Source organism: Streptomyces sp. NRRL B-24484 (assembly GCF_000717715.1).
GTDB lineage: Bacteria > Actinomycetota > Actinomycetes > Streptomycetales > Streptomycetaceae > Kitasatospora.
Genome location: NZ_JOAI01000003.1, coordinates 98900 through 121397, shown reverse-complemented (window position 1 = coordinate 121397; position 22498 = coordinate 98900). Strand labels below are relative to the sequence as shown.

17 protein-coding genes are annotated in these 22498 nt (G+C 73.6%); 4 read left to right on the top strand and 13 right to left on the bottom strand.

The window, feature by feature from the left end:
- Window positions 1–36: 36 nt before the first annotated feature.
- The 4 genes from IE98_RS0103900 to IE98_RS52485 form a co-directional block, all read right to left on the bottom strand.
- Complete coding sequence (locus IE98_RS0103900; protein ID WP_030264060.1) at window positions 37–2739, bottom strand: serine/threonine-protein kinase; 2703 nt, start codon at window positions 2737–2739, stop codon at window positions 37–39.
- Window positions 2740–2886: 147 nt separating this feature from the next.
- A complete protein-coding gene (locus tag IE98_RS0103895) occupies window positions 2887–3696 on the bottom strand; it encodes a family 1 encapsulin nanocompartment shell protein (protein WP_030264056.1) in 810 nt (269 codons plus the stop codon).
- 58 nt (window positions 3697–3754) lie between these two features.
- Complete coding sequence (locus tag IE98_RS0103890; protein WP_043173406.1) at window positions 3755–4744, bottom strand: Dyp-type peroxidase; 990 nt, start codon at window positions 4742–4744, stop codon at window positions 3755–3757.
- 34 nt (window positions 4745–4778) lie between these two features.
- Entirely contained in the window at window positions 4779–5111 is a 333-nt protein-coding gene (locus IE98_RS52485; RefSeq protein WP_159400817.1) for a hypothetical protein, read from the bottom strand.
- Window positions 5112–5379: 268 nt separating this feature from the next.
- Here IE98_RS52485 and IE98_RS0103880 point away from each other — a divergent pair, with 268 nt between their 5' ends.
- Entirely contained in the window at window positions 5380–7752 is a 2373-nt protein-coding gene (locus IE98_RS0103880) for an FdhF/YdeP family oxidoreductase (protein ID WP_234443398.1), read from the top strand.
- A 31-nt stretch (window positions 7753–7783) separates the two neighbouring features.
- On the opposite strand, the gene IE98_RS0103875 is transcribed toward IE98_RS0103880, so the two are convergent.
- Genes IE98_RS0103875 through IE98_RS0103860 form a run of 4 tightly spaced genes read right to left on the bottom strand, consistent with a single transcriptional unit; the run spans window position 7784 to window position 13268 of the window.
- Window positions 7784–10171: a bifunctional salicylyl-CoA 5-hydroxylase/oxidoreductase gene (locus IE98_RS0103875; RefSeq protein WP_030264044.1), complete on the bottom strand. Its 2388-nt coding sequence runs from the start codon at window positions 10169–10171 to the stop codon at window positions 7784–7786.
- 12 nt (window positions 10172–10183) lie between these two features.
- Window positions 10184–11842, bottom strand: a complete 1659-nt coding sequence (locus IE98_RS0103870) for an AMP-binding protein (RefSeq protein WP_030264040.1) — start codon at window positions 11840–11842, stop codon at window positions 10184–10186.
- Between the two features lie 32 nt (window positions 11843–11874).
- Window positions 11875–12789, bottom strand: a complete 915-nt coding sequence (locus IE98_RS0103865) for an acyl-CoA thioesterase (protein ID WP_030264037.1) — start codon at window positions 12787–12789, stop codon at window positions 11875–11877.
- Complete coding sequence (locus IE98_RS0103860; RefSeq protein WP_030264034.1) at window positions 12786–13268, bottom strand: cupin domain-containing protein; 483 nt, start codon at window positions 13266–13268, stop codon at window positions 12786–12788. The genes IE98_RS0103865 and IE98_RS0103860 overlap by 4 nt, the downstream gene beginning before the upstream one ends.
- Before the next feature lie 225 nt (window positions 13269–13493).
- On the opposite strand from IE98_RS0103860, the gene IE98_RS0103855 reads away from it, so the two are divergent.
- The 3 genes from IE98_RS0103855 to IE98_RS0103845 all read left to right on the top strand — a co-directional run bounded on the left by IE98_RS0103855 (window position 13494) and on the right by IE98_RS0103845 (window position 15919).
- Window positions 13494–13925 (top strand): RidA family protein, encoded by a 432-nt coding sequence (locus IE98_RS0103855; RefSeq protein ID WP_030264031.1) that lies wholly within the window; start codon window positions 13494–13496, stop codon window positions 13923–13925.
- Window positions 13926–14037: 112 nt separating this feature from the next.
- Window positions 14038–14937 (top strand): fumarylacetoacetate hydrolase family protein, encoded by a 900-nt coding sequence (locus IE98_RS0103850; protein ID WP_030264028.1) that lies wholly within the window; start codon window positions 14038–14040, stop codon window positions 14935–14937.
- Window positions 14938–15070: 133 nt separating this feature from the next.
- A complete protein-coding gene (locus IE98_RS0103845) occupies window positions 15071–15919 on the top strand; it encodes a PaaX family transcriptional regulator C-terminal domain-containing protein (RefSeq protein ID WP_030264024.1) in 849 nt (282 codons plus the stop codon).
- Window positions 15920–16014: 95 nt separating this feature from the next.
- Here IE98_RS0103845 and IE98_RS0103840 read toward each other — a convergent pair whose 3' ends face one another.
- The 5 genes from IE98_RS0103840 to IE98_RS47695 all read right to left on the bottom strand — a co-directional run bounded on the left by IE98_RS0103840 (window position 16015) and on the right by IE98_RS47695 (window position 22491).
- On the bottom strand, window positions 16015–17715 hold the full coding sequence (locus IE98_RS0103840) for a glycoside hydrolase family 64 protein (RefSeq protein ID WP_030264020.1): 1701 nt from the start codon (window positions 17713–17715) through the stop codon (window positions 16015–16017).
- Window positions 17716–18062: 347 nt separating this feature from the next.
- Window positions 18063–18923, bottom strand: a complete 861-nt coding sequence (locus IE98_RS0103835; protein ID WP_030264017.1) for an NAD(+)/NADH kinase — start codon at window positions 18921–18923, stop codon at window positions 18063–18065.
- Window positions 18924–18964: 41 nt separating this feature from the next.
- The gene (locus tag IE98_RS0103830) at window positions 18965–20500 is read right to left on the bottom strand and encodes an ATP-binding protein (protein ID WP_052390079.1); all 1536 of its coding nucleotides are present in this window, start codon (window positions 20498–20500) and stop codon (window positions 18965–18967) included.
- Window positions 20497–22173, bottom strand: a complete 1677-nt coding sequence (locus tag IE98_RS0103825) for an FAD-dependent oxidoreductase (protein ID WP_030264012.1) — start codon at window positions 22171–22173, stop codon at window positions 20497–20499. Before IE98_RS0103825 ends, IE98_RS0103830 begins: the two co-directional genes overlap by 4 nt.
- A gap of 141 nt (window positions 22174–22314) precedes the next feature.
- Window positions 22315–22491, bottom strand: coding sequence for a hypothetical protein (locus IE98_RS47695; protein WP_199922864.1), 177 nt, complete (start codon window positions 22489–22491; stop codon window positions 22315–22317).
- Window positions 22492–22498: the final 7 nt, after the last annotated feature.

Here is a 22498-nt window from a genome sequence, read left to right as displayed (position 1 = left end):
CGACACGGCCGGGCGGACGCTGTCACCGCCGCCGGCTCAACGCCGCGACCAGTGGAGCAGGTTGCGGCGCGTCGCACGGGTGTCCGGATGCCCGGCGCCGAGGACCCGGGTCTGGTGGTCGAGGACGTCCTGCAGCATCTTCGCGGCGGCGGCGGGCGATCCCGCCGCACCCACGTAGTGGGCGTGGTTGTTGCGGGCGATGAGGGTGTCCGGGTGGTCTGCGCCGAGCGACCGCTCGCAGGCGGTGACCACGGTCGTGAGCAACCCCGCGGCCCGGGCCGGGGCGCCCGCCCGGCCGATGCTGTGCGCTTGGTTGCTGCGGGCGACCAGGGTCTCGCGGTGGTGCGGGCCCACCGCGGCGGACTGGTCCTCGGCGAGCGCCGCGTACATCCGGGCCGCCTTCGCGGGACTGCCCGCGGCACCGGTGTTGCGCGCGCGGTCGCTCCGGGCCGTCAGCGTCACGCGGTGCCGGGCCCCCAGCACCCTGGTGCAGTGCCGGACGAGTCCGGCGAGCAGCCGGGCGGCACGGCGGTGGTCGCCGACCTCGCCGAGGTTGTGGGCGTGGCTGTGGCGTGCGGTCAGGGTCTCCCGGTCGTCGGGGCCCAGCACCCGGGTGAGTTCCGGGAGGAGTTCCTCCAGCAGCCGGACGGCGTGTCGCCGGTCGCCCCGCGCGCCCAGCTGCCGTGCCTCCTCGTGCCGTGCCGCGAGCGTTCCGGGTCGGTCGGCGCCCAGCGCCCGTCGACAGTCGGACACGAGTGCTCCGCACAGCCGGGCCGCCGCGTGCCGCTCGCCCAGCTCGCCGAGGTTGTGGAGGTGGCTGTGGCGGGCCGCGAGGGTCTCCCGGTGGCCCGGTCCGAGCACTCTCGTCAGGTCCTCGACCAAGGACTGCAACAGGGTCACCGCCTGCAGCCGGGCACCCGACTCGCCGAGGCTGCGGGCCCGGCTGTGCCGGGCGGCGAGCGTGTCGGGATGGTCCGCGCCGAGGGCACGGGTGCAGTCGGCGACGAGCGCCGTGCAGAGCCGGACGGCCTCGGCCGGGTCGCCGACGTCCGACACGCCCACGGCGTGGCTGTGGCGTGCGGTCAGGGTCTCCCGGTCGTCGGGGCCCAGCACCCGGGTGAGTTCCGGGAGGAGTTCCTCCAGCAGCCGGACCGACCGCGGCCGGTCACCCGTCCCGGCGAGGCTGCGCGCGTGACCGTGCCTGGTCCGGAGGGTGTCGGGGTGGGCCGCACCGAGGACGCGGGTCCGCTCGGCCGCGAGGTCGGCGAACTGTTGCGTCGCCTCGGCACGGCGCCCTGTCTCCCCGAGGCAGTGCGCAAGGTCGTGGCGCACCGTCAGGGTGACGGGGTGGGAGGGGCCCAGCACCCGGGTGCAGGCGGGGACGAGGTCGTCGCACAGGCGTGCGGCCTCCTCGTGGTTCCCGGACGCCGCCACGGCGAGGGCGTGCTCGTGGCGCACGAGCAGGGTGTCGGGCTGGTGCGGGCCGAGGATCCTCGTCCAGTCCTCGCCGAGCGCGGCGAACAGCCGGACGGCCTCGCGCTGCCTGCCGGACTCCGCGGTCGCGCGGGCCCGGCTCTGTCGGACGAGGAGCGTATCGCGGTGGTCGGGGCCGAGGATGCGGGCGCAGTCGTCGACGAGCACGGTGAGCCGTCGGGTGGCTTCCTCGTGGTCGCCGGCCCTGCCGAGGAGCAGGGCGTGGCTGTGGCGGATCGTGAGCGTCTCGGGGTGCTCGGCGCCGAGCAGGCCGGTACAGGCCTCGCCGAGGGCGCCGTACAGCCGGTCCGCCTCCCGGTGGTCGCCCGTGTCCGCGGCCTCGTCCGCCTGTTTCCGGAGCCGTTCGAGCTCGGCGGGGCCCGTTGTGACGGTCGGTGCGGTGTCGACGCGGGGTCCCGGGACGGGTCCCGGGACGGGTCTCGGGACGGGTCGCGAGGCGGGCGGGAAGGCGGTGCGGAGACGGTCGGACACCTCGCGTGCGCCGGCCGGCCGGTCCCGGGGGTCCTTCTGCAGGAGCTGGGCCACCAGGAGGTCGAGCGCCGCCGGAAGGCCGGGCACCACACTGCTCGCGGCGGGGGCCGGGTCGTCCAGGTGGGCCTGGATCAGTGCGGCGCTGTGGTCACGCACGAACGGCGGGCTCCCGGTGAGGAGTTCGAACAGCAGGCAGCCGACGGAGTACAGGTCCGCGCGGGAGCCGGCCTTCTGCTGCCGCAGCCGCTCGGGGGCGATGTAGCCGAGGGTGCCGACGAGGCGGCTGTCCTCGGTGCTGACGACCTGGGCCCGGGCGAGACCGAAGTCCAGCAGTTTGATGCGGTGGGCGTCGGTGAGCATGACGTTGGCCGGCTTGACGTCCCGGTGCACCACGCCGTGGTCGTGCGTGGCGGCCAGGGCGTCGGTGATCTGTGCGGCCCAGTCGGCGGCGGTGTCCGGGCCCGGCGCTCCCTGCGTGCGCAGTACCTGCCGCAGGTTCCGGCCGTCGACGAGTTCCATGACCACGAAGACCTCGCCGTCCCGGCAGATGCCGGCGTCGTGGACGGCGACGATCCCGGGATGGTTGAGGCGTGCGGCCGTCTGGGCCTCGCGCAGGAGCGTTCCGGTGCGCTCCTCGTCCTCCGACACGTGCAGGATCTTGACGGCCACGGTCCGTTCCAGCACGCTGTCCCAGCAGCTCCACACGGTGCCCATACCGCCGTGCCCCAGCCGTTCGCGCCGCTCGTAGCGCGCCGGCAGCATCGAATCCACCATCGATCGGTCCCTCCCCGCCGTGCCGGCTCCGGAGCAGCGCCCCGTAACCCCTCACCGGTGTCCTCCCCTCTTCGGGGGCGGTCCTACCCGGGTGGTCCGTCACAGGCCGCGACCCGGCCGTTCAGGAGGGCGGCACGGAGGGCCGGGCTACGCCGCGGGGGCGGGGTCGATGGCGACGACGGCCTCCTCGGTGTGGACGAGGAAGGTCAGGGACTCCTGGAAGTAGAGCTCGACGGTGTCGGTGTCGTGGGCGAGGTAGCCGATGGACAGGTCCTGGCCGAGCTGGAGGGTGAAGTCGCCGCCACGGGTGGAGATCAGGAAGGCGCCGTCGATGGCGGGTGCCCAGATGATCTCGCCGTCGAGCAGGCGGCGCAGGTGCTCGTGGATCGGGTAGCCGTGGTCGGAGGTCTCGCTGACGGCGGTGTAGGCGTCCGCGCTGAGCGCGAGGGTGTAGGCGCCGCCGACACCGGCCAGCCGGAGTTCGCCGATCGCCCGGCTGATCACGTTCGGGTAGTCGCGCGGGTCGGCGGGCAGGGTCAGCGCCTCGTTGGCCGAGGACGCCCGCAGGCCGGCGATGCCGGCGGCCGGGTAGCCCTCGAACACGGCGCGGTCCTCGGCGAAGGCGATCCGGCGGGCGGCCTCCTTCACCGGTCCCCAGTCCGCGTCCCGGGCGCCCCGCGCGACGTCGTCCACCTGCGCCCGGTCCACGGTGAACGGCACCCGCAGCTCCACCAGCGGCTGCGCCTGCCGCAGCCGGCCCCGCACGCCCGGGTCGGGCGAGCGGATCTCGTCCAGGCGGCCGGTGTTGACCGCGGCGAGCTCGGTGCCGCCGGCCTCGGGGACGTCCACGATGCGGCGGGCGGCCACGTGCCTGGTGAAGGTGCGCCGGGCCTCCTCCTCCAGGTCGGCCCAGGCGGCGGCCGAGACGGGCGCGAGTTCGCGGTGCAGGTTGTCCATGGGTCGGGCCTCCTGTTGCCTGGTTCGGTTGCTGCGGTGCCGCCGGCGTGCGGGGCGGTCAGCGGCTCTTCAGGTCGCCGATGCCGAGCGACCCCCGCTCGCCCGCACCGGCGTCCTGCTCGGCCCCCAGGCCCTCCAGCAGGTCGGCGGAGGGCACGAAGAACAGCGTGCCGGTGACGGCCGTGGAGAAGTCGAGGATCCGGTCGTGGCTCACCGGCCCGTCGCCGAGGAACATGTGGCGCAGCATCTCCTCGGTGACCTCCGGCGTCCGGGCGTACCCGATGAAGTACGTGCCGAACTCGCCGCTGCCGGGGCTGCCGAAGGGCATGTTGTCGCGCAGGATCTGCCGTTCCGCGCCGTCCGGGCCGGTGATCGTGTTGAGGTCGACGTGCGAGCCGGGGGAGTCGATCTCGACGTTGGTGAGCTTGCGGCGGCCGACGATCAGCTCCTGCTGCTCGACCGGCAGGCGGTTCCAGGCGTCGAGGTCGTGCAGGTACTTCTGCACGATCACGTAGGTCCCGCCGGCGAAGTCCGGGTCCTCGGCGCCGATCAGCACGGCCTCGGCGGCCTCCCGGCCGACGGGGTTCTCGGTGCCGTCCACGAAGCCGAGCAGGTCGCGCTGGTCGAGGTACGCGAAACCGGTGACCTCGTCGGCGACCGCGACCGCGCCGCGCAGTCGGGACATGATCTCCGAGCCGAGCGAGAAGCAGAGGTCCTGCCGGGCGGCCCGGATGTGGAGGAGCAGGTCGCCGGGGGTGGCCGGGGCCCGGTGACGGGCGCCCTGCAGCTCCCGGAAGGGGTGCAGTTCGGCGGGGCGCGGGCCGTCCGCCAGACGGTCCCAGCAGGCCGAGCCGATCCCGGCGACGACGCTCAGCCGCCCGTCCGGATGCCCGAAGCCCACGCTGCGCCGGAGGCCCGCCAGGTCGGCCAGCAGCTCGCGCACCACGGGCTCGCCGCCGGGGTCGACGGTGAGCACGAGGAACAGCGATGCGCTGGTCAGCGGGCTGAGCACCGGTTGCGGAGTGGGCACCTCGACCGGTCCGGTCACGTCCACCGTCCTCTCGTCCCTTCGTCCGGGGTGGTCACACCGCGTCCGGCGCGGGGCCGTCGGCGGGGTGACGGGCGGTTACCCGCGATTCGCCGTCCTGCACGTCGGCGACGAAGGTGTCGCCCCGGACGGTGCGGCGCCGCGGGCGCGCGCCGAACTCCGGCCGCTGGCCGTGCGCGACCGGGTGCTCGGTGTCCGGGTCCTCGCTGCCGTCCCCGGCGGCGCGCTGCGGGGCGCGGGCGATCGGCACCCGCCGCACGGCCGGCGGCGCGGACACCGCAGACATGCGGAAGCGACGGCTGAGCAGGTCGGAGAAGGGATCCGCGGACCCGGAGGAGCCGAGACCCGCCACGGGGGGCAAGCCCATGGAAATCACTCGCCTCATATCAAAACGGACACAACGCTTGCCACCCTAGCGGCAGCCCGCCGGACCGGCCGGACGGCGGCAGCACCGCCCCGCACCCGGTGCCGGGGGCGGGCGCCTGCCGCCGGGCATAGCCTGGGCAGCGGGTACCGGCCCGCGTCCCGCCGCCCGCCTCCGACACCGGCGCCCCGACGCCGCGGAGCCGGACGCCGGGGATCCGGGACCGGGGAGGGCCGGATACCAGGGGGTCCGACGCCGAAGGGTGAGTGCCGTGAACGCCTCCGACCGCAACGACGACGTGCCGGTCGCGACGGACGCCGACGGCGCACCGGGCGCCGACGGAGGGAACGGCCACCGCGCCGGCAACGGCTCCGGGCCCGCCCCCGGCAACCCGCCCGAGTTCCGGCCCTACCACCACCCGGCGGCCGGCTGGGGCGCCGCGAAGAGCGTCAGCCGCGTCCTCGTCCGCGAAGGCGCCCTGGTCGACGGAGCGCGCGCGATCCTGCGGATGAACCACGAGAACACCGGCTTCGACTGCCCCGGCTGCGCCTGGCCCGACGACACCAAGGGCCTGCACCTCGACATCTGCGAGAACGGCATCAAGCACGTCACCTGGGAGATGACCCGCAAGCGCGCCGGCAAGGAGCTCTTCGGCACCCACACCGTCACCGAACTCGCGGAGTGGTCCGACTCCGCCCTGGAGAACGAGGGGCGGCTGACCGGGCCGCTGGTCTACGACGCCGCCACCGACCACTACGTGCCGATCAGCTGGAAGGACGCCTTCGAACTCGTCGGCCGCACCCTGCGGGAGCTCGACAGCCCCGACCGGGCCGCCTTCTACACCTCCGGCCGGCTGGGCAACGAGGCCACCTTCCTCTACCAGCTGATGGCCCGTGAACTGGGCACCAACAACCTCCCCGACTGCTCCAACATGTGCCACGAGGCCAGCGGACGCGCCCTGGAGGCATCGCTCGGCACCGGCAAGGGCACCGTCGACCTCAAGGACTGGGAGACCACCGACGCGCTGTTCGTCATCGGCGTCAACGCCGCCTCCAACGCGCCCCGGATGCTCACCGCCCTCGCCGAGGCGCACAGGCGCGGCGCCCGGATCGTGCACATCAACCCGCTGGTCGAGGCCGCCGCCACCCGCACCATCGTCCCGCACGACTTCGTCGACATGGCGCTGTTCCACCCCACCACGACCAGCACCCTCAACCTCCAGCCGCGGATCGGCGGCGACATGGCCCTGCTGCGCGGCATCGCCAAGGCGGTCCTCGAACTCTCCGACTCCGACCCCAAGGCCCTCGACCGGGAGTTCGTCGACCGGTACACCACCGGCTTCGACGAGTACCGCGCCCGCTGCGAGGCCACCCCCTGGGAGGAGATCGAGCAGCAGTCCGGCGTCCCCCGCGCCGGCATCCTGGCGGCCGCCCGGACCTACCGCGACGCCGACCGCTCCGTCGTCAGCTGGTGCCTCGGCGTCACCCAGCACGAACACGGCGTCGACACCGTCCGCGAGATCGTCAACCTCCTGCTGCTGCGAGGCAACCTCGGCCGCGAGGGCGCCGGCCCCTCACCCGTGCGCGGCCACAGCAACGTCCAGGGCAACCGCACCTGCGGCATCGACCACCGCCCCGCCGCGGAGTTCCTCGACCGGCTCGGCGAGGTCTGCGGCATCGACCCGCCGCGCGCCCACGGCCTGGACACCGTCCGCACGATCGAGGCCATGCACCGCGGCGACGTCACGGTCTTCGTCGGCATGGGCGGCAACTTCGCGCTCGCCGCCCCCGACACCCCCTACACCTGCGAGGCGCTGCGCCGCACCGAGCTCACCGTGCAGGTCAGCACCAAGCTCAACCGCAGCCACCTGGTGCACGGGCGGCAGGCGCTGATCCTGCCCTGCCTCGGCCGCACCGAGAAGGACGAGCAGCGCGCGGGCGTGCAGAGCACCTCCGTCGAGGACTCGATGAGCATGGTCCACCTGTCCGTCGGCATGAAACGGCCCGCCTCGCCGCACCTGCTCTCCGAACCCGCGATCATCGCCGGCATCGCCCGCGCCGCCCTGCCCGACAGCGCCACCCCGTGGGAGTGGTACGTCGAGGACTACGACCGGATCCGCGACACCATGGCGAAGGTCCTCGACGGCTTCGAGGACTTCAACCGCCGCGTCCGGCTGCCGCTCGGCTTCCGGATCAGGCAGCCCGCCCGCGAGCTGGTCTTCCTCACCCCGTCCGGCCGCGCCGAGTTCTCCGCCGCCCCGCTGCCCGACGTCGTCCCCGCCCCCGGCACCCTGGCACTCGGCACCATGCGCTCGCACGACCAGTGGAACACCACGATCTACTCCGACGACGACCGCTACCGCGGCATCAAGAACCTGCGCACCCTGGTCTTCATGAACCCCGACGACATGCGCGAACGCGGCCTCGGCGAGTTCGACCCGGTCGACATCACCAGCACCGCCCGGGACGGCTCCACCCGCTCGCTGCACGGCTACCTCGCCGTCCCGTACGACATTCCGCGCGGCTGCGCCGCCGGCTACATGCCGGAGATGAACGTGCTCTGCGCGCTCGCCGACCACAGCACGCAGAGCGACCAGCCGATCATGAAGCACCTCAAGGTCACCGTGGAGCGCTCGGCGGCCTGAACCGCACCGCCGGGCGCCGCCGGAGCCGGGCTCAGGGCACCCGGGCCGGCTGCCGGGGCGGGGTCCAGCGCAGGTGCACGGCCCGCTCCGGGCCGTCCGACCGGAGCAGCGAGAGGCGGGGCCGGACGGCGTCCGTCCGCGCCGAGGGCGGCTTGCGGCTGCCGGCCCGGAAGGGCAGCGGCCACTGGGCGGCCGGCCCGCGGTAGTCCTGCTCGGCGGCCGCGTGCAGCGTCCAGTGCGGGTCGTACAGGTGGGTGCGGCCGATCGCGCAGAGGTCGGCGCGGCCGGCCAGCAGGATGGAGTTCACGTCGTCGTAGGAGGCGATCGCGCCGACCGCGATCACGGCGACGCCCGCGGCGGCGGCGACCTCGTGCCGGATCCGGTCGGCGAACGGCGTCTGGTAGGAGCGGCCGTAGGCGGGGCGCTCGTCCTTGGTGACCTGACCGGAGGAGACGTCCACGGCGGCCGCGCCGTGCGCGACGAAGGCCCGGGCGATCTCCACCGCGTCGTGCTCGGTGTTGCCGTCGGGCGCCCAGTCGGTGGCCGAGATGCGGACGATCACCGGGCGTTCGGCCGGCCAGACGGCGCGGACGGCGTCGAAGACCTCCAGCGGGTAGCGCAGCCGGTTCTCCAGCCGACCGCCGTACTCGTCGGTCCGGCTGTTCGCCAGCGGCGACAGGAAGGACGAGAGCAGGTAGCCGTGCGCGCAGTGCAGTTCGAGCAGGTCGAAGCCGGCCTCGGCGCCGCGCCGGGCCGCCGCGACGAAGTCGGCGGTGATCCGGTCCAGGTCCGCCCGGGTCACCTCGCGGGGGACGGCGGAGCCCGGCCCGTACGGCAGCGGCGAGGGGCCGACCACCGGCCAGTTGCCCTCCGGCAGCGGGTCGTCCATGCCCTCCCACATCAGCCGGGTGGAGCCCTTGCGCCCCGCGTGGCCGAGCTGCAGGCCGATCCGGGCGGAGCTCTGCCCGTGCACGTAGGAGACGATCCGGCGCCAGGCGTCCCGCTGCCCGTCCGTCCACAGGCCGGTGCAGCCGGGGGTGATCCGGGCGTCCTCGGAGACGCAGACCATCTCGGTCATGACGAGCCCGGCGCCGCCCATCGCCCGGGAGCCGAGGTGGACGAGGTGGAAGTCGCCGGGCACGCCGTCGACCGCGGAGTACATGTCCATCGGGGAGACCACCACGCGGTTCTTCAGCTCCAGCTGCCCGATCCGGAACGGCTGGAACATCGCCGGGACGGCCCCGTCCGCGGCCGGCCCCTGCGCGGCGGCGAAGGCGGCGGCGACCCGGTCGGCGAAGTCGCCGTCGCGTTCGCGCAGGTTGTCGTAGGTGATCCGGCGCGAACGGGTCAGCAGGTTGAAGCAGAACCGGGTCGGCTCCTGCCGGACATACATGCCGATGTTCTCGAACCACTCCAGGGAGGCCTGCGCGGCCCGCTGGGTGGACTCCACGACCGGCCGCCGCTCGGTCTCGTACGCCGTCAACGCCTCGTCGAGGCCTGGGTGTTCGTGCAGGCAGGCGGCGAGCGCGAGGGCGTCCTCCATGGCCAGCTTCGTCCCCGAGCCGATGGAGAAGTGCGCGGTGTGCGCGGCGTCCCCGAGCAGGACGAGACCGCCGTGGTGCCACCGCTCGTTGCGCACGGTGGTGAAGTTGAGCCACTTGGAGTTGTTGGCGAACAGCCGGTGGCCGTCCAGCTCGGCGGCGAACAGCTCCCGGATCCGGTCGACGGCCTTCTCGTCGGAGGTGCCGGGCGGGAACTCCTCGCCCTCGGTGGCGTCGAAGCCGGCCCGGCGCCAGACGTCCTCGTGCATCTCCACGATGAAGGTCGAACCGGAGTCGGAGTACGGGTAGCCGTGGACCTGCACGGTGCCCCACTGCGTCTGCTTGACGAAGAACTGGAACGCCTCGAACACGAGGTCCGTGCCGAGCCACATGTACTTGTTGCGCCGGGTGTCCAGCGCGGGCCGGAACTCCTCGGCGAAGCCCCTGCGCACCTGCGAGTTGGCGCCGTCCGCGGCCACCGTCAGGTCGTACGAGGCGAGCAGCTCGGCCGTGTCCGGCGCCGGCGTGCCGAAGTGCAGCTCGACGCCCAGGTCGCGGCAGCGGTCCTGGAGCAGGCGCAGCAGCTCCCGGCGGCCCAGGGCGGCGAAGCCCTGGCCGCCGACGGTGTGGCTGCCGCCGTCCAGGTGGATGTCGATGTCGGTCCAGCGCGCGAAGCGGTCCGCCATCGCGGCGGCGAACTCCGGGTCGGCGTTCTCGATGCCGCCGAGCGTCTCGTCGGAGAACACCACGCCGAAGCCGAAGGTGTCGTCCGGTGCGTTGCGCTCCCAGACGGTGACCCGGTGGGCCGGGTCGAGCTGCTTCATCAGGGCGGCGAAGTACAGGCCGCCGGGCCCGCCGCCGACGATCGCGATCCTCACGCGCTGGTCCTCTCAGTGCTCGGCGGCAGGCGCGGCGGCCTGCTCGTCGTCGACGATCCTGCGCAGCACGAAGCGCTGCAGCTTGCCGCTGGTGTTGCGCGGCAGGGCCTCGCAGAACCGCACCTCACGGGGGTACTTGTAGGGGGCCAGGATCCGCTTGACGTGGTCCTGGATCTCCTTGGCCTTCGCGGCGTCGCCGGTGACGCCCTCGCGGAGCACCACGAAGGCGCAGACGACGGAGCCGCGCTCGCCGTCCGGCTTGGCGACCACTCCGGACTCCACCACGTCCGGGTGGGTGTCGACGGCCGCCTCGACCTCGGGGCCGCCGATGTTGTACCCGGAGGAGACGATCATCGCGTCGCTGCGGGCCCGGTAGTAGAAGTATCCGTCGGCGTCCCGGTGGAAGAGGTCGCCGGTGACGTTCCAGCCGTCCACCACGTAGTCGTGCTGGCGCGGGTCGTCGAGGTAGCGGCAGCCGACCGGGCCGATCACGGCCAGCCGGCCGACCTCGCCGGGGCCGAGCTCGCGGCCGTCGACGTCGAGGATCGCGGCCCGCCAGCCGGGCACCGGTCTGCCGGTGGCGCCGGGCCGGATGTCGTCGCCGGCGGCCGAGATGAAGATGTGCAGCAGCTCGGTGGCGCCGATGCCGTCGACGACCCGCAGGCCCAGCCGGTCGCGCAGCGCCTCCCAGGTGGTCCGCGGCAGCTGCTCGCCGGCGGAGACCGCCGCCCGCAGCCCGGCGAGCCGGTGCTCCTGGCCCTCGCGCAGGATCGCCCGGTACGCCGTCGGCGCGGTCGCCAGCACGGTGACGCCCTGCTTCTCGACGATGTCGGCGAGCTGCAGCGGTGTCGCCGGCTCGGTGAGCAGCGCGCAGGCGCCGGCCCGCAGCGGGAAGACGACCAGCATGCCCAGGCCGAAGGTGAAGGCCAGCGGCGCCGAGCAGGCGACGGTGTCGCCCGGGCCGAGGCCGAGCAGCGGCCGGCCGAAGGTGTTGTCGATGGAGAGCAGGTCGCGGTGGAAGTGCATGGTGATCTTCGGGACGCCGGTGCTGCCGGAGGTCGGGCCGAGCAGGGCGACGTCGTCCGCGGCGGTCGGCACGTTGGTGAACGCGCCGGACTTCGCGGTGGCCCGCACCACCAGGTCGTCCGGGCCGGTGCCGCCGTGCGGCACCACCGCCAGCGAGGGCAGCACGGCCGCCCGCACCGCCTCGACGTCCTCGGTGAAGCGGTGGTCCACCAGGGCGACCGCGGGCAGCGTCCGCTCCACGAGCGGGGTGAGCTCCCGGGCACGCAGCGCGGCCATGGTGGTCACGGCCACCCCGCCGGCCTTCAGCACGCCCAGCCAGGCGGCCACCGCCCACGGGTTGTTGGGGGAGCGCAGCAGCACCCGCCCGCCCGGCACCAGGCCGAGGTCCTCGGTCAGCACCTGGGCGATCTGGTTCGCCCGCCGCTGCAGCAGGCCGTACGACCAGGTCTCGCCGTCCGGGGTGCGCAGCGCGGGCAGGTCGGGGCCGTGGGTGAGGACGGGCAGGTCGACGAGTTCGGTCGCGGCGTTCAGCCGGTCCGGGTACTGCAGTTCCGGCGTGCCGAACTCGAGCGTCGGCCACAGCTCCGCCGGGGGCAGGTGGTCGCGGGTGAAGGTGTCCTGGTGGGCCGACGGTGAAAGAGTCAACGGAGGAGTCCTTCCAAGGCGTTGACACGGGGTCAGGCGGTGCGGATCATGCCCTCCTGGGCGACGGTCGCCAGGTGGCGGTGGTCCCGGGTGAAGAAGCGCCCGGTACCGAGCCCGCGGCCGCTCTCGGCGGCGACCGCCTCCTGGACGTAGAGCAGCCAGTCGTCGACCGGCCCGCGGCGGTGGAACCACATCGCGTGGTCGAGGCTCGCGGTGACCAGCCCGGGCATCGCCCAGGGCAGGCCGAGCACCCGCAGCACCGGCTCCAGGATCGTGTAGTCGCAGACGTACGCGAGCGCCGCCCGGTCCCGCTGGTCGTCGGTCAGCCCCTCGACGGGCCGCAGCCGGTCGAACGGGCGGACCCACACCGCCTGGTGCGGCGTCTGCTTGCCCTCCACGGCGAGGTAGAGCGGGCCCGGCACGTGGCGCATGTCGAAGCTCCGGCCGCCCGACCAGTAGGCCTTGGACGCCTCCGTCATGGTGCCGCCGCTGCGTTCCGCCAGGTACGCCGCGGAGTCCGGCAGGGTCTCCGGGGCCGGCACGTCCAGGTCGAGGTCGGGGCCGGCCCCGAAGCTGCCGCCGGGCTCGCCGGCCGCGAAGTTGGCCAGGCAGACGTAGACCGGCCGGCCGTTCTGGTAGGCGCGCACCTGCCGGGTGCTGTAGCCGCGGCCGTCCCGCAGCAGCTCGACCTCGTGGCGGACGGCGGCGCCGATGTCGGCCGGCCGGAGGAAGTAGCCGTGCATGGAGTGCAGCGACTTGCCGTCGGTGACCGAGCGCATCGCGGCGGCCGCGGCCTGCGCCACCAGGTCGCCGCCGTAGGCCTTGGGCCAGGGGCAGGGCTGGGTCGTCGCGGTGAAGGCGAGGTCGAAGTGCTGGGGCTCGGCCGGGGCCAGGGTGACCGCCGCGGTGAAGACCGCGGAGGTGGGCGGGGCGGCGTCGGGGGTCATCGGTCCGCCCAGTCCCGCAGGTCGGCGTCGGCGACGTCCGGCAGGTTGACCACGATGTTCTCCGGTGTGCGGGTGGTCATCCAGACCAGCGGCTTCGTCCGCGAGAGGTTGCACTCCACGTGCGGCATGAAGGGCGGCACGAACACCCAGTCGCCCTCCTCCATGTCGAGGTAGTCCGCGAACTCCTCGCCGAAGTAGATGCGCGCCCGGCCGGACAGCACGTAGCCGCCGGTCTCGGCCTCGCCGTGGTGGTGGGAGACCGAGCGGTAGCCGGGTTCGTTGCTGACCTTGCCGAACCAGAGGCGCCTGGCCGGGGTGTGCTGGATGCTCACGCCGGAGACGCGGACGGCGCCGCCCGAGTCGGCCGTGCCCGGGTCCTCCAGGCCGCGGCGCGTCACGACGGGGGCGACCAGGCCGCTCGGCAGGCGGTACATCGAGTTGTCGCCGTCGAGGCGGTACTTGCTGAGGTCGGGCTCCATTGCGGACGGCTCCGTTCCGTGCGGCGGACGTCGGCGCGCCGGTGGGGGCTGCTGCCGCGGCCGGCGCCATGGTGGTCTCGAAGGGGTCTGCTGCCGGGCCGGCGCTGTTCCCGCCCGCCGCCCGGGCCGATCGGTATCTCGTTTTTTTCACGGCCGTCATCTATTGTCAATATGCCCCGCGCGGCGGGGCGGAACCGGCCCGACGCAGCACCGACCGGAGGTCGCATGACGCCCGTCGCCGTGAACCCGGACACCCTTCCCGCACCGAGCGGCTACTCGCACGGCACCCTGGCGGGGAACACCCTCTACCTGGGCGGACAGACCGCCCTCGACGCCGACATGCGGATCGTTCCCGGCGGCATCGTCGAGCAGTTCCGCCAGGCGTTCGGCAACGTGCTCACCACGCTGCGCGCGGTGGGCGGCGAACCGCAGGACCTGGTCAGCGTGACCCTCTACCTGACCGACATCCCCGACTACCAGGCCCACGGCAAGGAGATCGGCAAGGTCTGGCGGGAGCTCGCCGGCCCGGTCTACCCCGCCATGGCCGGCATCGGCTGCACCGCGCTCTGGCAGCCCGAAGCCATGATCGAGATCCTCGGCGTCGCCGTCGTCCCGGACGACCGCCTGGTGCGCCCCGGCCGAACGGACGGCTCGTAGGGGCGCGTGGAGGCGCCTCCCGCGCCCCCTGGCGGTGCACCCGCATCCCCGGGAACACGCTCTGGCATCGACATTCTCTGACGACCGGCACGGATCCGCACGAAGGGCAGGCATGAGGCTCGCATCGCTCACCGTCGGAGGCGCCCGGCGCGCCGCCGCCGTCGACCCGGCAGGGACGGCGCTGGCGGTGCTCCCCGCGTCGCTCGGCACCGTCGACGACATCGTCCGCGGCGGCCCCGCCGCCCTCGACGCGGCCCGCGAGGCCGCCGCGTCCGCCCTCGCCGGCCCCGACGTGCGGCCGCTCGACGGCGTCCGGCTGGAGGCACCGCTGCAGCGCTTCAACCGGGACATCCTCTGCACCGGCTGGAACTACCGGGACCACTTCGAGGAGTCCGCCGGCAAGCGCGGCGGCCAGGACCCGGCCGGACTCCCGACCCGGCCCACCTTCTTCACCAAGGGCCCGGACACCGTCATCGGCCCCTCCGCCGACATCGCCTACGACCCCGACCTCTCCGCCCAGTGGGACTACGAGGCCGAGATCGCCCTCGTCATCGGCCGCGACGGCCGGTCGATCCCCGAAGCCGAGGCGCTGCAGCACGTCCTCGGCTACCTGGTCGCCAACGACGTCTCCCAGCGCGACCTGCAGCGGGCCCACGGCGGCCAGTGGCTCAAGGGCAAGAGCATCGACGCCACCATGCCGCTGGGGCCGTGGCTCACCACCGCCGACGAGATCGCCGACCCCGCCGGCCTGCAGGTCCAGTGCGAGGTCAACGGCGAGCTGCGGCAGAACGCGTCCAGCGCGCAGATGGCCTTCCCCTTCGCCCGGCTGATCGCCGAACTCAGCCGGGGGATGACCCTGCGCGCCGGGGACGTCCTGCTGACCGGAACCCCGAGCGGCATCGGCAGCGCCCGCGACCCGCAGCTCTTCCTCGGCCACGGCGACCTCGTCGTGACCCGGGTCGGCGGCCTCGGCGAACTGCGCAACCGGGTGGTGACGACATCCCTGGTCTGAGCCCGGCCGGCCGCCGCCCCGCACCGGGCGGCGGGCGCACGGAACACCGCGATCATGCGGAGGGGCGAGGCGGTAGGCTGCCCGCCGACGGGCACCACGGACGGCACCGGCCCGAGGCGAGGAGAGCACAGCTGTGACGGCCGGGCCCGAGGAGTCCCCGGCGGCCGGCCGCGACACGCGGCACGGACCGCTCATCATCACCGCGTTCGGACTGTACGCGCGCGGGGAGCAGAACTGGCTCTCCGTCGCCTCGGTCGTCCGGCTGATGGGCGACCTCGGGGTCGAGCCGCCGGCCGTCCGCTCGTCGGTCTCCCGGCTCAAGCGGCGGGGCGTCCTGGAGAGCGTGCGGCACGACGGCGCGGCCGGCTACGCACTGGCGTCCTCGGTGCTGGAGACCCTCGCGGAGGGCGACGTCCGGATCTTCGAGCGGGTCCGCGCGGTCGCCGACGACGGCTGGGTCGTCGTGGTCTTCTCCGTCCCCGAGTCCGAGCGCCAGAAGCGGCACGAACTGCGGGCCGCCCTGACCCGGCTCGGCTTCGGCACGGCCGCCCCCGGCGCCTGGATCGCCCCGGGCAACCTCGCGGGCGAGACCCGCCGCACCCTGGAACGCCTCGGGCTCGCCGGGTACGTCGACCTCTTCACCGGCGAGCACCTCGCCTTCGGCGACCTGCGCTCCAAGGTCCGCCGCTGGTGGGACCTCGACGAACTCACCGCGCTGTACGCGGACTTCCTGCGCCGCTACCGCCCGGTGCTGGAGCGGACGGAGGCGGCCGGGGCGTCCCCGCAGGAGGCCTTCCGGGAGTACGTCCCGATGCTCACCCAGTGGCGCCGACTGCCCTACCGGGACCCGGGCCTGCCGCTCTCGCTGCTCCCACCGGGGTGGAACGGCGTCGGCGCGGGCGAGCTCTTCGGCGAACTCAACGCCAGGCTGGGCGCCCGGGCCCGCGAGCACGCCCTCGCGGTGATCCACGGCGAGCGGTAGGGCGCGGTCCCGGCGGCCCCGCGGCGCCCCGTCGGCGGAACGGGTGTGCGGCCCCCGGCCTGCCCGCCGGGGACCGCACGCGACGACCTCGGGGGTTACGCGAACGTGAACCAGTTGAGGTTGACGAAGTCGGCCGGCTGGCCGCTGTCGAAGGTCACGTAGACGTCGTGCGTCCCGGTCGTCCGGGCGATGTCGGCCGGGACGGTCCGCCAGGTCTGCCAGCCGCCGGTGTTGGCGATGGCGAAGCTGCCGACCGGTGTGGCGGTGGGGCTGCCGAGCCGGACCTGCACCAGGCCGCTCACCCCGGAGGCCGCGCCGGACGCCACCCGCGCGCTGAAGCGGGTCGCCCCGGCCGTACCGAAGTTGACGGCGTTGAACTTCAGCCAGTCGCCGTTGCCGAGGTTGCCCACGTCGGAGCCGCCGCCGGTGTCCGAGCAGGCCTCCGTCCGGGTGCCCGACTGCGCGTTGAACGCCTCGGCCTGGATGGTCGAGAAGGCGCTGGCCCCGCCGCCTCCGGTGGCCGTCGCGGTCGGCGTCGGGGTCGGGGTCGGCGTGCCGCCGCCGCCCGCCGTGCCGCCGACGGTGATGGTCCACCGGGTGGGGCTGCCGGACTGCACCTTGCCCTCGAAGTCCACGCCGGACGGGTGCACGTCGTCGTACGGGAAGGCGTAGCCCAGGCCGTCGGGGGTGGTGGTGTGCAGGATCCGGGCGTAGTGGTTGGTGCGCGGCTTGGTGTAGAAGGCCGACGGGTTCTCGGCGGTCGGCTGGTTCGGGTTGTCCAGCAGGGTGGTGCGGTTGAAGGCGGCGGCGAGCCGGGCGCTCAGGTTGCCCATCTCGTCGTTGCCCGTGGTGAAGGGCGCGTCGCTGCAGGAGAAGATCGACAGGGTGGAGGGCCGGGCGAAGCTGCCGACGCCGGGGAAGGTCAGCGTGTCGCCGTTCACCCGGCCGGTGACGGTGCCCCAGGTGAACTGGGTGTCGATCTTGAGGTCGGTGGTGCGGTACTTCGTCCACACCTGGTCGACGTAGCTGTCGAAGTAGCCCTTGAACAGCGCGCTGTTGCCGCGGATCGCCAGGTTGGGGCTGAGCACCCGCAGGTCGGCGCCGTTCTTGCTGACGATCAGCCGGCTCCAGTCGCTGCCGTCCGCGGCGGACTGCGCCCGCAGCGCGCTCGCCACCCGGGACAGCCCGTCGGCGGGCAGGCCGCGCACGTTCTGGGTGCCCTGACCGGTCTCCAGCTGGAAGGAGATCGGCAGGCCGACCATGTCGACGAAGGTGATGTTCGCGTACAACTGGTCGTTGTTGAAAGTGAATTCGCAGAAGTCGTGGCGGATGTCGATGTTCGGGTCGCTCGGGTTGCTCACCGACGGCAGGGCGAGGCCGCCGCCGCGGTTCATCAGGAAGGTGAGCTTCGAGCCGATGGCGAAGTAGATGCGGCCGCTGTCCAGGCGCGGCAGGGTCACCCGGCGGGCGCCCGCGCCCGAGCCGTTGAGCGCGATGGCGCAGTCGACGCCCAGCGGCGTCTGGTCGTTGGCCGGGGACGGCGGGTGGTACAGGCTGCTGCCGTTCGCCTGGACGAAGGCCCAGTTGCCGCCCGCGGCGGGGTCGCGGCCGAGGACGTATGCGTAGACGGTGTTGTTCCCGGTGGTGTTGACCAGGTCCAGGGGCAGGCTGACGGAGGTCGACGCGCCTGCACTGGACTGCAGCCAGGTCACTGCGGCGGGCACGGTGAGGGCCACACCTGCCGTGGCGGCGAGGAGCTTGCGGCGCGATATCGGGCGCTGGTGACGAGGCGTCATGAGGTGGGGGTTCCGTTCTCCGCGGGGTCGGGTGGGGGAGCGGTGGGGCAACTGCCGTACGGGATCCGTCGGTTCGCGCATCGGGTTGTGCTCACCCACAGTAGTGAGAGCGCTCTCAGATCTGAAGCGGCGTCGTCCGTGGGCCTGAATATTACGGAGCGGCAACCGTCATGGCAATGTCAGGAGACCATCTCCGGCACGGCCTTGACCTGCAAAAACGCCCGAGGGCTCGGGTCTTAACCCTCTCTTAAGCCTCCTTTGATGTGCAGAGAGGGCTCTCGGGACGGTGACGGAACAGATCCCTCCGCCGACTCGGCGGTGCCGGACCCAGTCGGACCCAGTCGGACTCAGTCGGGCTCGGCGGAGCCGGACAGGCGCAGCTTGCGCTGCGCCCGCTGATAGAAGGTGGTGTGGCCGAGACGGACCACCCGGGCCGCGGCCGGCAGCATCGTCACCTCGATCACGTCGCCCGGCCGGACGTGGCCGACCAGCCGGCCGTCGGCCTCCACCGCGAGGTCGCCGCTGTGCGCCAGCACCTCCAGCGACAGCCGCTCGCCCGCCGAGAGGAACACCGAACGGTTGAAGACCGCGTGCGGCGCCACCGGAGTGACCAGCAGCCCCTCGGCGTTGGGCGAGACGATCGGGCCCCCGGCGGAGAAGCTGTACGCGGTCGACCCGGTGGGCGTGGCGACCACCACCGCGTCCGCCGTGTACCGCACGAACGGCTGCTCCTGCACCCGCACCGCGACCTCCGCCGACCGCTGCCCCGGACTGCGCAGCAGCACCACGTCGTTGAGCGCCGTCTCGTGGCCCGCCTCGAACCCCGCGCGGACACCGGAGCGCTGCTCGACGGTGAACCGGTGCTCGTCGATCGCGTCCAGCGCCGACGGCAGTTCGGGGATGTCGACCTCGGCGAGGAACCCCAGCCGTCCGACGTTCACCCCGAGGACGGGGGCGTGGCCGCCGACCGCGAGGCGCAGCGCGCGCAGCATGGTCCCGTCCCCGCCGAGGCTGATCAGCAGGTCCGCGGCGGCCGTCATCTCCTCGGCGCCGACCGGCACCGCCCGGCAGCCGATCCGGTCCACCTCCTCCGCCATCCCCAGCACCTTCGCGCCCCGCCCGTGCCCCCAGTCGAGGACGGCGTCCACGGTGGACGCGCACTGGCGCTCGGGGTGGAGCACCAGCCCCACCGTGCCGATGAATCCCATCGCTCCACCTCGCTGTCGGTCGGGCCGCTCCCGGCGGCCGCTCAGGAAGGCTGCTCCGCCGCACCGCTCCCGGCCCCGGCGTCCTCCTCCGTGCCGTCCTCCGCCACCTCGCCGTCCTCCGCTCCGCCGTTCTCCGTTCCGGTGCTCTCCGGGGCGGTCAGCGGCAGGCGGACCTGGAAGCGGGTATCGCCCGGCACGGACACCACCCGCAGGTCGCCGTGGTGCTTGTTGACGACGATGCGCCAGGAGATGTCCAGGCCGAGGCCCGTCCCCTCGCCGACCGGCTTGGTGGTGAAGAACGGGTCGAAGATGCGGTCACGGATCTCCTCCGGCACGCCCGGGCCGGTGTCGCCGAACTCGACGAGCAGCCGGTCGCCGTCCCGGGCGGTGCGCACCGTCAGCGTGCCCTCGCCGCCGGCGCCGTCCATCGCGGCGACGGCGTTGTCGATCAGGTTCGTCCACACCTGGTTGAGCTCGCCCGGGTAGGCCGGGATCGCCGGCAGGGTGCGGTCGTACTCCTTGGCCACCCGGATCCGCGGGCCGATCTTCCCGGAGACCATGAGCAGCGTGCTGTCGATCAGCTCGTGCACGTCGGCCGTCCGGTAGGGCGCCCGGTCGAGCTGCGAGTACTGCTTCGCCGCGGTGACGAGCGCGGAGACCCGGTTGGTCGACTCCTCGATCTCGTTCATCAGCAGCTCGGTCTCGACGGTGTAGTTGAGCCACCGCACCGCCCCCTCCAGCAGACCCTCGTCCACCCGGGCCGCGACCTGGTCGAGCCAGTCGGTGTCCAGACCGGCCTGGACGAAGGTCGGGGCGAGCTGCCAGCCGCCCGCGATGCCGTGCTCGTCCAGCCAGTCGCCGAGCGCGTCCTCGCGGTCCGCGGCCTCCAGCGGGCTGAGCGCGACCGCCTTGGCGACCCGCTCCGCCGTCCGCTCCTGGACCTCGACCAGCGCCTCCAGGCTCTCCCGCCGGAACGGGCCGGCCGCGATCGCGCCGAGCTTGTGCCGCATCCCGGCGACCCGCTCGCGCAGCGCCGAGGTGGCCCGGACGGCCGCCGCCGCGGGATTGTTCAACTCGTGGGTGAGCCCCGCGGACAGCGCCCCCAGGGCGAGCAGCCGCTCGCGCTGGCCGACCGCGGCCTGGGCGCTCTTGTACCCGAAGAACAGCCCCTCCAGCAGGTGCACGGCCATCGGGAACCACTCCCGCATCACCTGCGCGAAGGTCTCCGCGGGCAGCACGAAGAACCGCGAACGCTCCGGCACCTTCAGCGAGCTGTTGTACACCTGCGGCACCCGGTCGCCCAGGTAGGACTGGAACGCCCCGGCGTACACCCCGCGGTCGGACGTCCGGGTGACCTCCACGTCGGAGTCGCCGACCTTGCGGGAGAGCACGACCGTGCCCTGCAGCAGCACGTAGAAGCAGGTCGCCGGCTCGCCCTCGGCGTACACCGGCCCCGGGTCGAACTCCAGCACCGAGCCCTCCCGGCAGAGCCGGTCCAACTGCTCCGGGGCGAGCTCCTCGAAGAGGAAGAGCGTGGAGAGCTCCACCGGGTCGCAGGGCATCGAACGGCCCGTCATGACTGCTCCAGGTACCGGTGGGCGAGCATCACGGCCATCGCGCCCTCGCCGACGGCGGAGGCGACGCGTTTGGCCGACTCGGCGCGGGCGTCCCCGGCCACGAACACGCCCGGAACGTTCGTCTCCAGGTGGTACGGCGGGCGCTCCAGCTCCCACCCGGCCGGCAGCTGCCCCTCCGGGGCCAGGTCCGGGCCGGTCAGGATGAACCCGCGGGCGTCCCGGCGGACGGTGCCCTCCAGCCAGTCCGTCCGCGGCGCCGCCCCGATGAAGACGAACACCCACTGCGCGTCGACGAGTTCGCTCCGGCCGGACTCCGTGTCGCGCAGCGTGAGCCGTTCCAACTGGTGCTCGCCGTGCGCCGCCTCCACCACGGTGTTGGCGCGGACGGAGATCTCCGGGGCCTCCTCGACCTGCTGCACGAGGTAGTGCGACATGGTGGCGGTCAACGAGGGCCTGCGCACCACCAGGGTCACCGACTTGGCGCTGCGGGCCAGGTACAGGGCGGCCTGGCCGGCCGAGTTGGCGCCGCCGACGATGTACACGTCCTGGCCCTGGCAGGCGGCCGCCTCGGTCAGTGCGGAGCCGTAGAACACCCCGCACCCGGTCAGCTCCGCCGCGCCGGGGGCGTCCAGCTGCCGGTAGGACACTCCCGTCGCCAGGATCACCGTGTGCGCGGCGATCGCCGAGCCGTCGGCGAACCGGACGACCCGTGCCGCGCCGCCGACCTCCAGCCCGGTCACCTCCCGCGCGGTGAGGATCTCGGCGCCGAACTTCGCCGCCTGGCGCCGCGCCCGGTCGGTGAGCTGCGCCCCGGACACGCCGTCCGGGAAGCCGAGGTAGTTCTCGATCCGCGAGCTCTGGCCGGCCTGGCCGCCGGTCGCGGACCGCTCGACCAGGACGGTCCGCAGCCCCTCCGATGCGCCGTACACGGCCGCGCCGAGTCCGGCCGGGCCGCCGCCGATGATGATCAGGTCGTAGAAGTCGGCGGCCGGGGTCGTCGCCAGGCCCACCTGCGCGGCGAGGTCCCGGTCGGCGGGTTCGACCAGTGCCGTGCCGTCCGGGGTGACCACCAGCGGCAGCCGCCGGCCGTCCTCGCCCGCGGCGGCGAGCAGCCGGCGCCCCTCGGGGTCGTCGGAGGAGTACCAGCGGTACGGCACCTCGTTGCGGGCCAGGAACTCGCGGACCGACGAGGAGCGGGCCGACCAGCGGTGGCCGACGACCTTGGTGACGGCGACGTGGTGGTGGTCGGCGGCCCGCCACACCTCCAGCAGGTCGTCCAGCACCGGGTAGAGCTTCTCCTCCGGCGGTTCCCACGGCTTGAGGAGGTAGTGGTCGAGGTCGATCACGTTGATGGCGTCGATCGCCGCGCCGGTGTCCGCGTACGCGGTGAGCAGCACCCGCCGCGCGTCCGGGTAGATGTCGATCGCCTGTTCGAGGAACTCGATGCCGCTCATCGCGGGCATCCGGTAGTCGGCGATGATCACCGCGACCGGGTCGCCGCGCAGTTTCAGCTCCCGCAGCGCCTCCAGCGCCGACTCCCCGGACTCCGCGCGCACCACCCGGTACGACTCGCCGTAGCGCCGCCGCAGGTCCCGGGCGACGGCGCGGGACACCGCCGGATCGTCGTCCACGGTGATGAGAACGGTCCGCGGCGGACCGGCGGCCTGAGCCATGGGGACCCCGTCCCGAGCTGATCGGTTTCCCGCCCTGGACGTCACCCGTCCGGCCACGCCCGAGCGCCGGTCATCCATCCTAGGGACGATCCCGGCACTTCACCACGAATAGTGACACCGGGTGCTCCGGCGGCCCGCTGCTCAGCCCGTGAACCGCCCGTCCCGGGCCACCATCCGGCCGCCCCCGTCGACCACCTCCGCCCGGGCGCCCTCGGGCACCCGGGCGGCCAGCAGCCCGTCCACGGCGACCAGGTCGACGGGTTCGCCGGCACGGAAGGGGCGGACACCGCGGAAGACGGTGGCGGTGGATGCGGTCATGGGTCCT

Coding starts and splice junctions, on each gene's coding strand:
- IE98_RS0103900 (WP_030264060.1), bottom strand. CDS start 2,739: ATGGTGGATTCGATGCTGCCGGCGCGCTACGAGCGGCGCGAACGGCTG.
- IE98_RS0103895 (WP_030264056.1), bottom strand. CDS start 3,696: ATGGACAACCTGCACCGCGAACTCGCGCCCGTCTCGGCCGCCGCCTGG.
- IE98_RS52485 (WP_159400817.1), bottom strand. CDS start 5,111: ATGGGCTTGCCCCCCGTGGCGGGTCTCGGCTCCTCCGGGTCCGCGGAT.
- IE98_RS0103865 (WP_030264037.1), bottom strand. CDS start 12,789: ATGACCCCCGACGCCGCCCCGCCCACCTCCGCGGTCTTCACCGCGGCG.
- IE98_RS0103860 (WP_030264034.1), bottom strand. CDS start 13,268: ATGGAGCCCGACCTCAGCAAGTACCGCCTCGACGGCGACAACTCGATG.
- IE98_RS0103855 (WP_030264031.1), top strand. CDS start 13,494: ATGACGCCCGTCGCCGTGAACCCGGACACCCTTCCCGCACCGAGCGGC.
- IE98_RS0103850 (WP_030264028.1), top strand. CDS start 14,038: ATGAGGCTCGCATCGCTCACCGTCGGAGGCGCCCGGCGCGCCGCCGCC.
- IE98_RS0103840 (WP_030264020.1), bottom strand. CDS start 17,715: ATGACGCCTCGTCACCAGCGCCCGATATCGCGCCGCAAGCTCCTCGCC.
- IE98_RS0103835 (WP_030264017.1), bottom strand. CDS start 18,923: ATGGGATTCATCGGCACGGTGGGGCTGGTGCTCCACCCCGAGCGCCAG.
- IE98_RS0103830 (WP_052390079.1), bottom strand. CDS start 20,500: ATGACGGGCCGTTCGATGCCCTGCGACCCGGTGGAGCTCTCCACGCTC.
- IE98_RS0103825 (WP_030264012.1), bottom strand. CDS start 22,173: ATGGCTCAGGCCGCCGGTCCGCCGCGGACCGTTCTCATCACCGTGGAC.
- IE98_RS47695 (WP_199922864.1), bottom strand. CDS start 22,491: ATGACCGCATCCACCGCCACCGTCTTCCGCGGTGTCCGCCCCTTCCGT.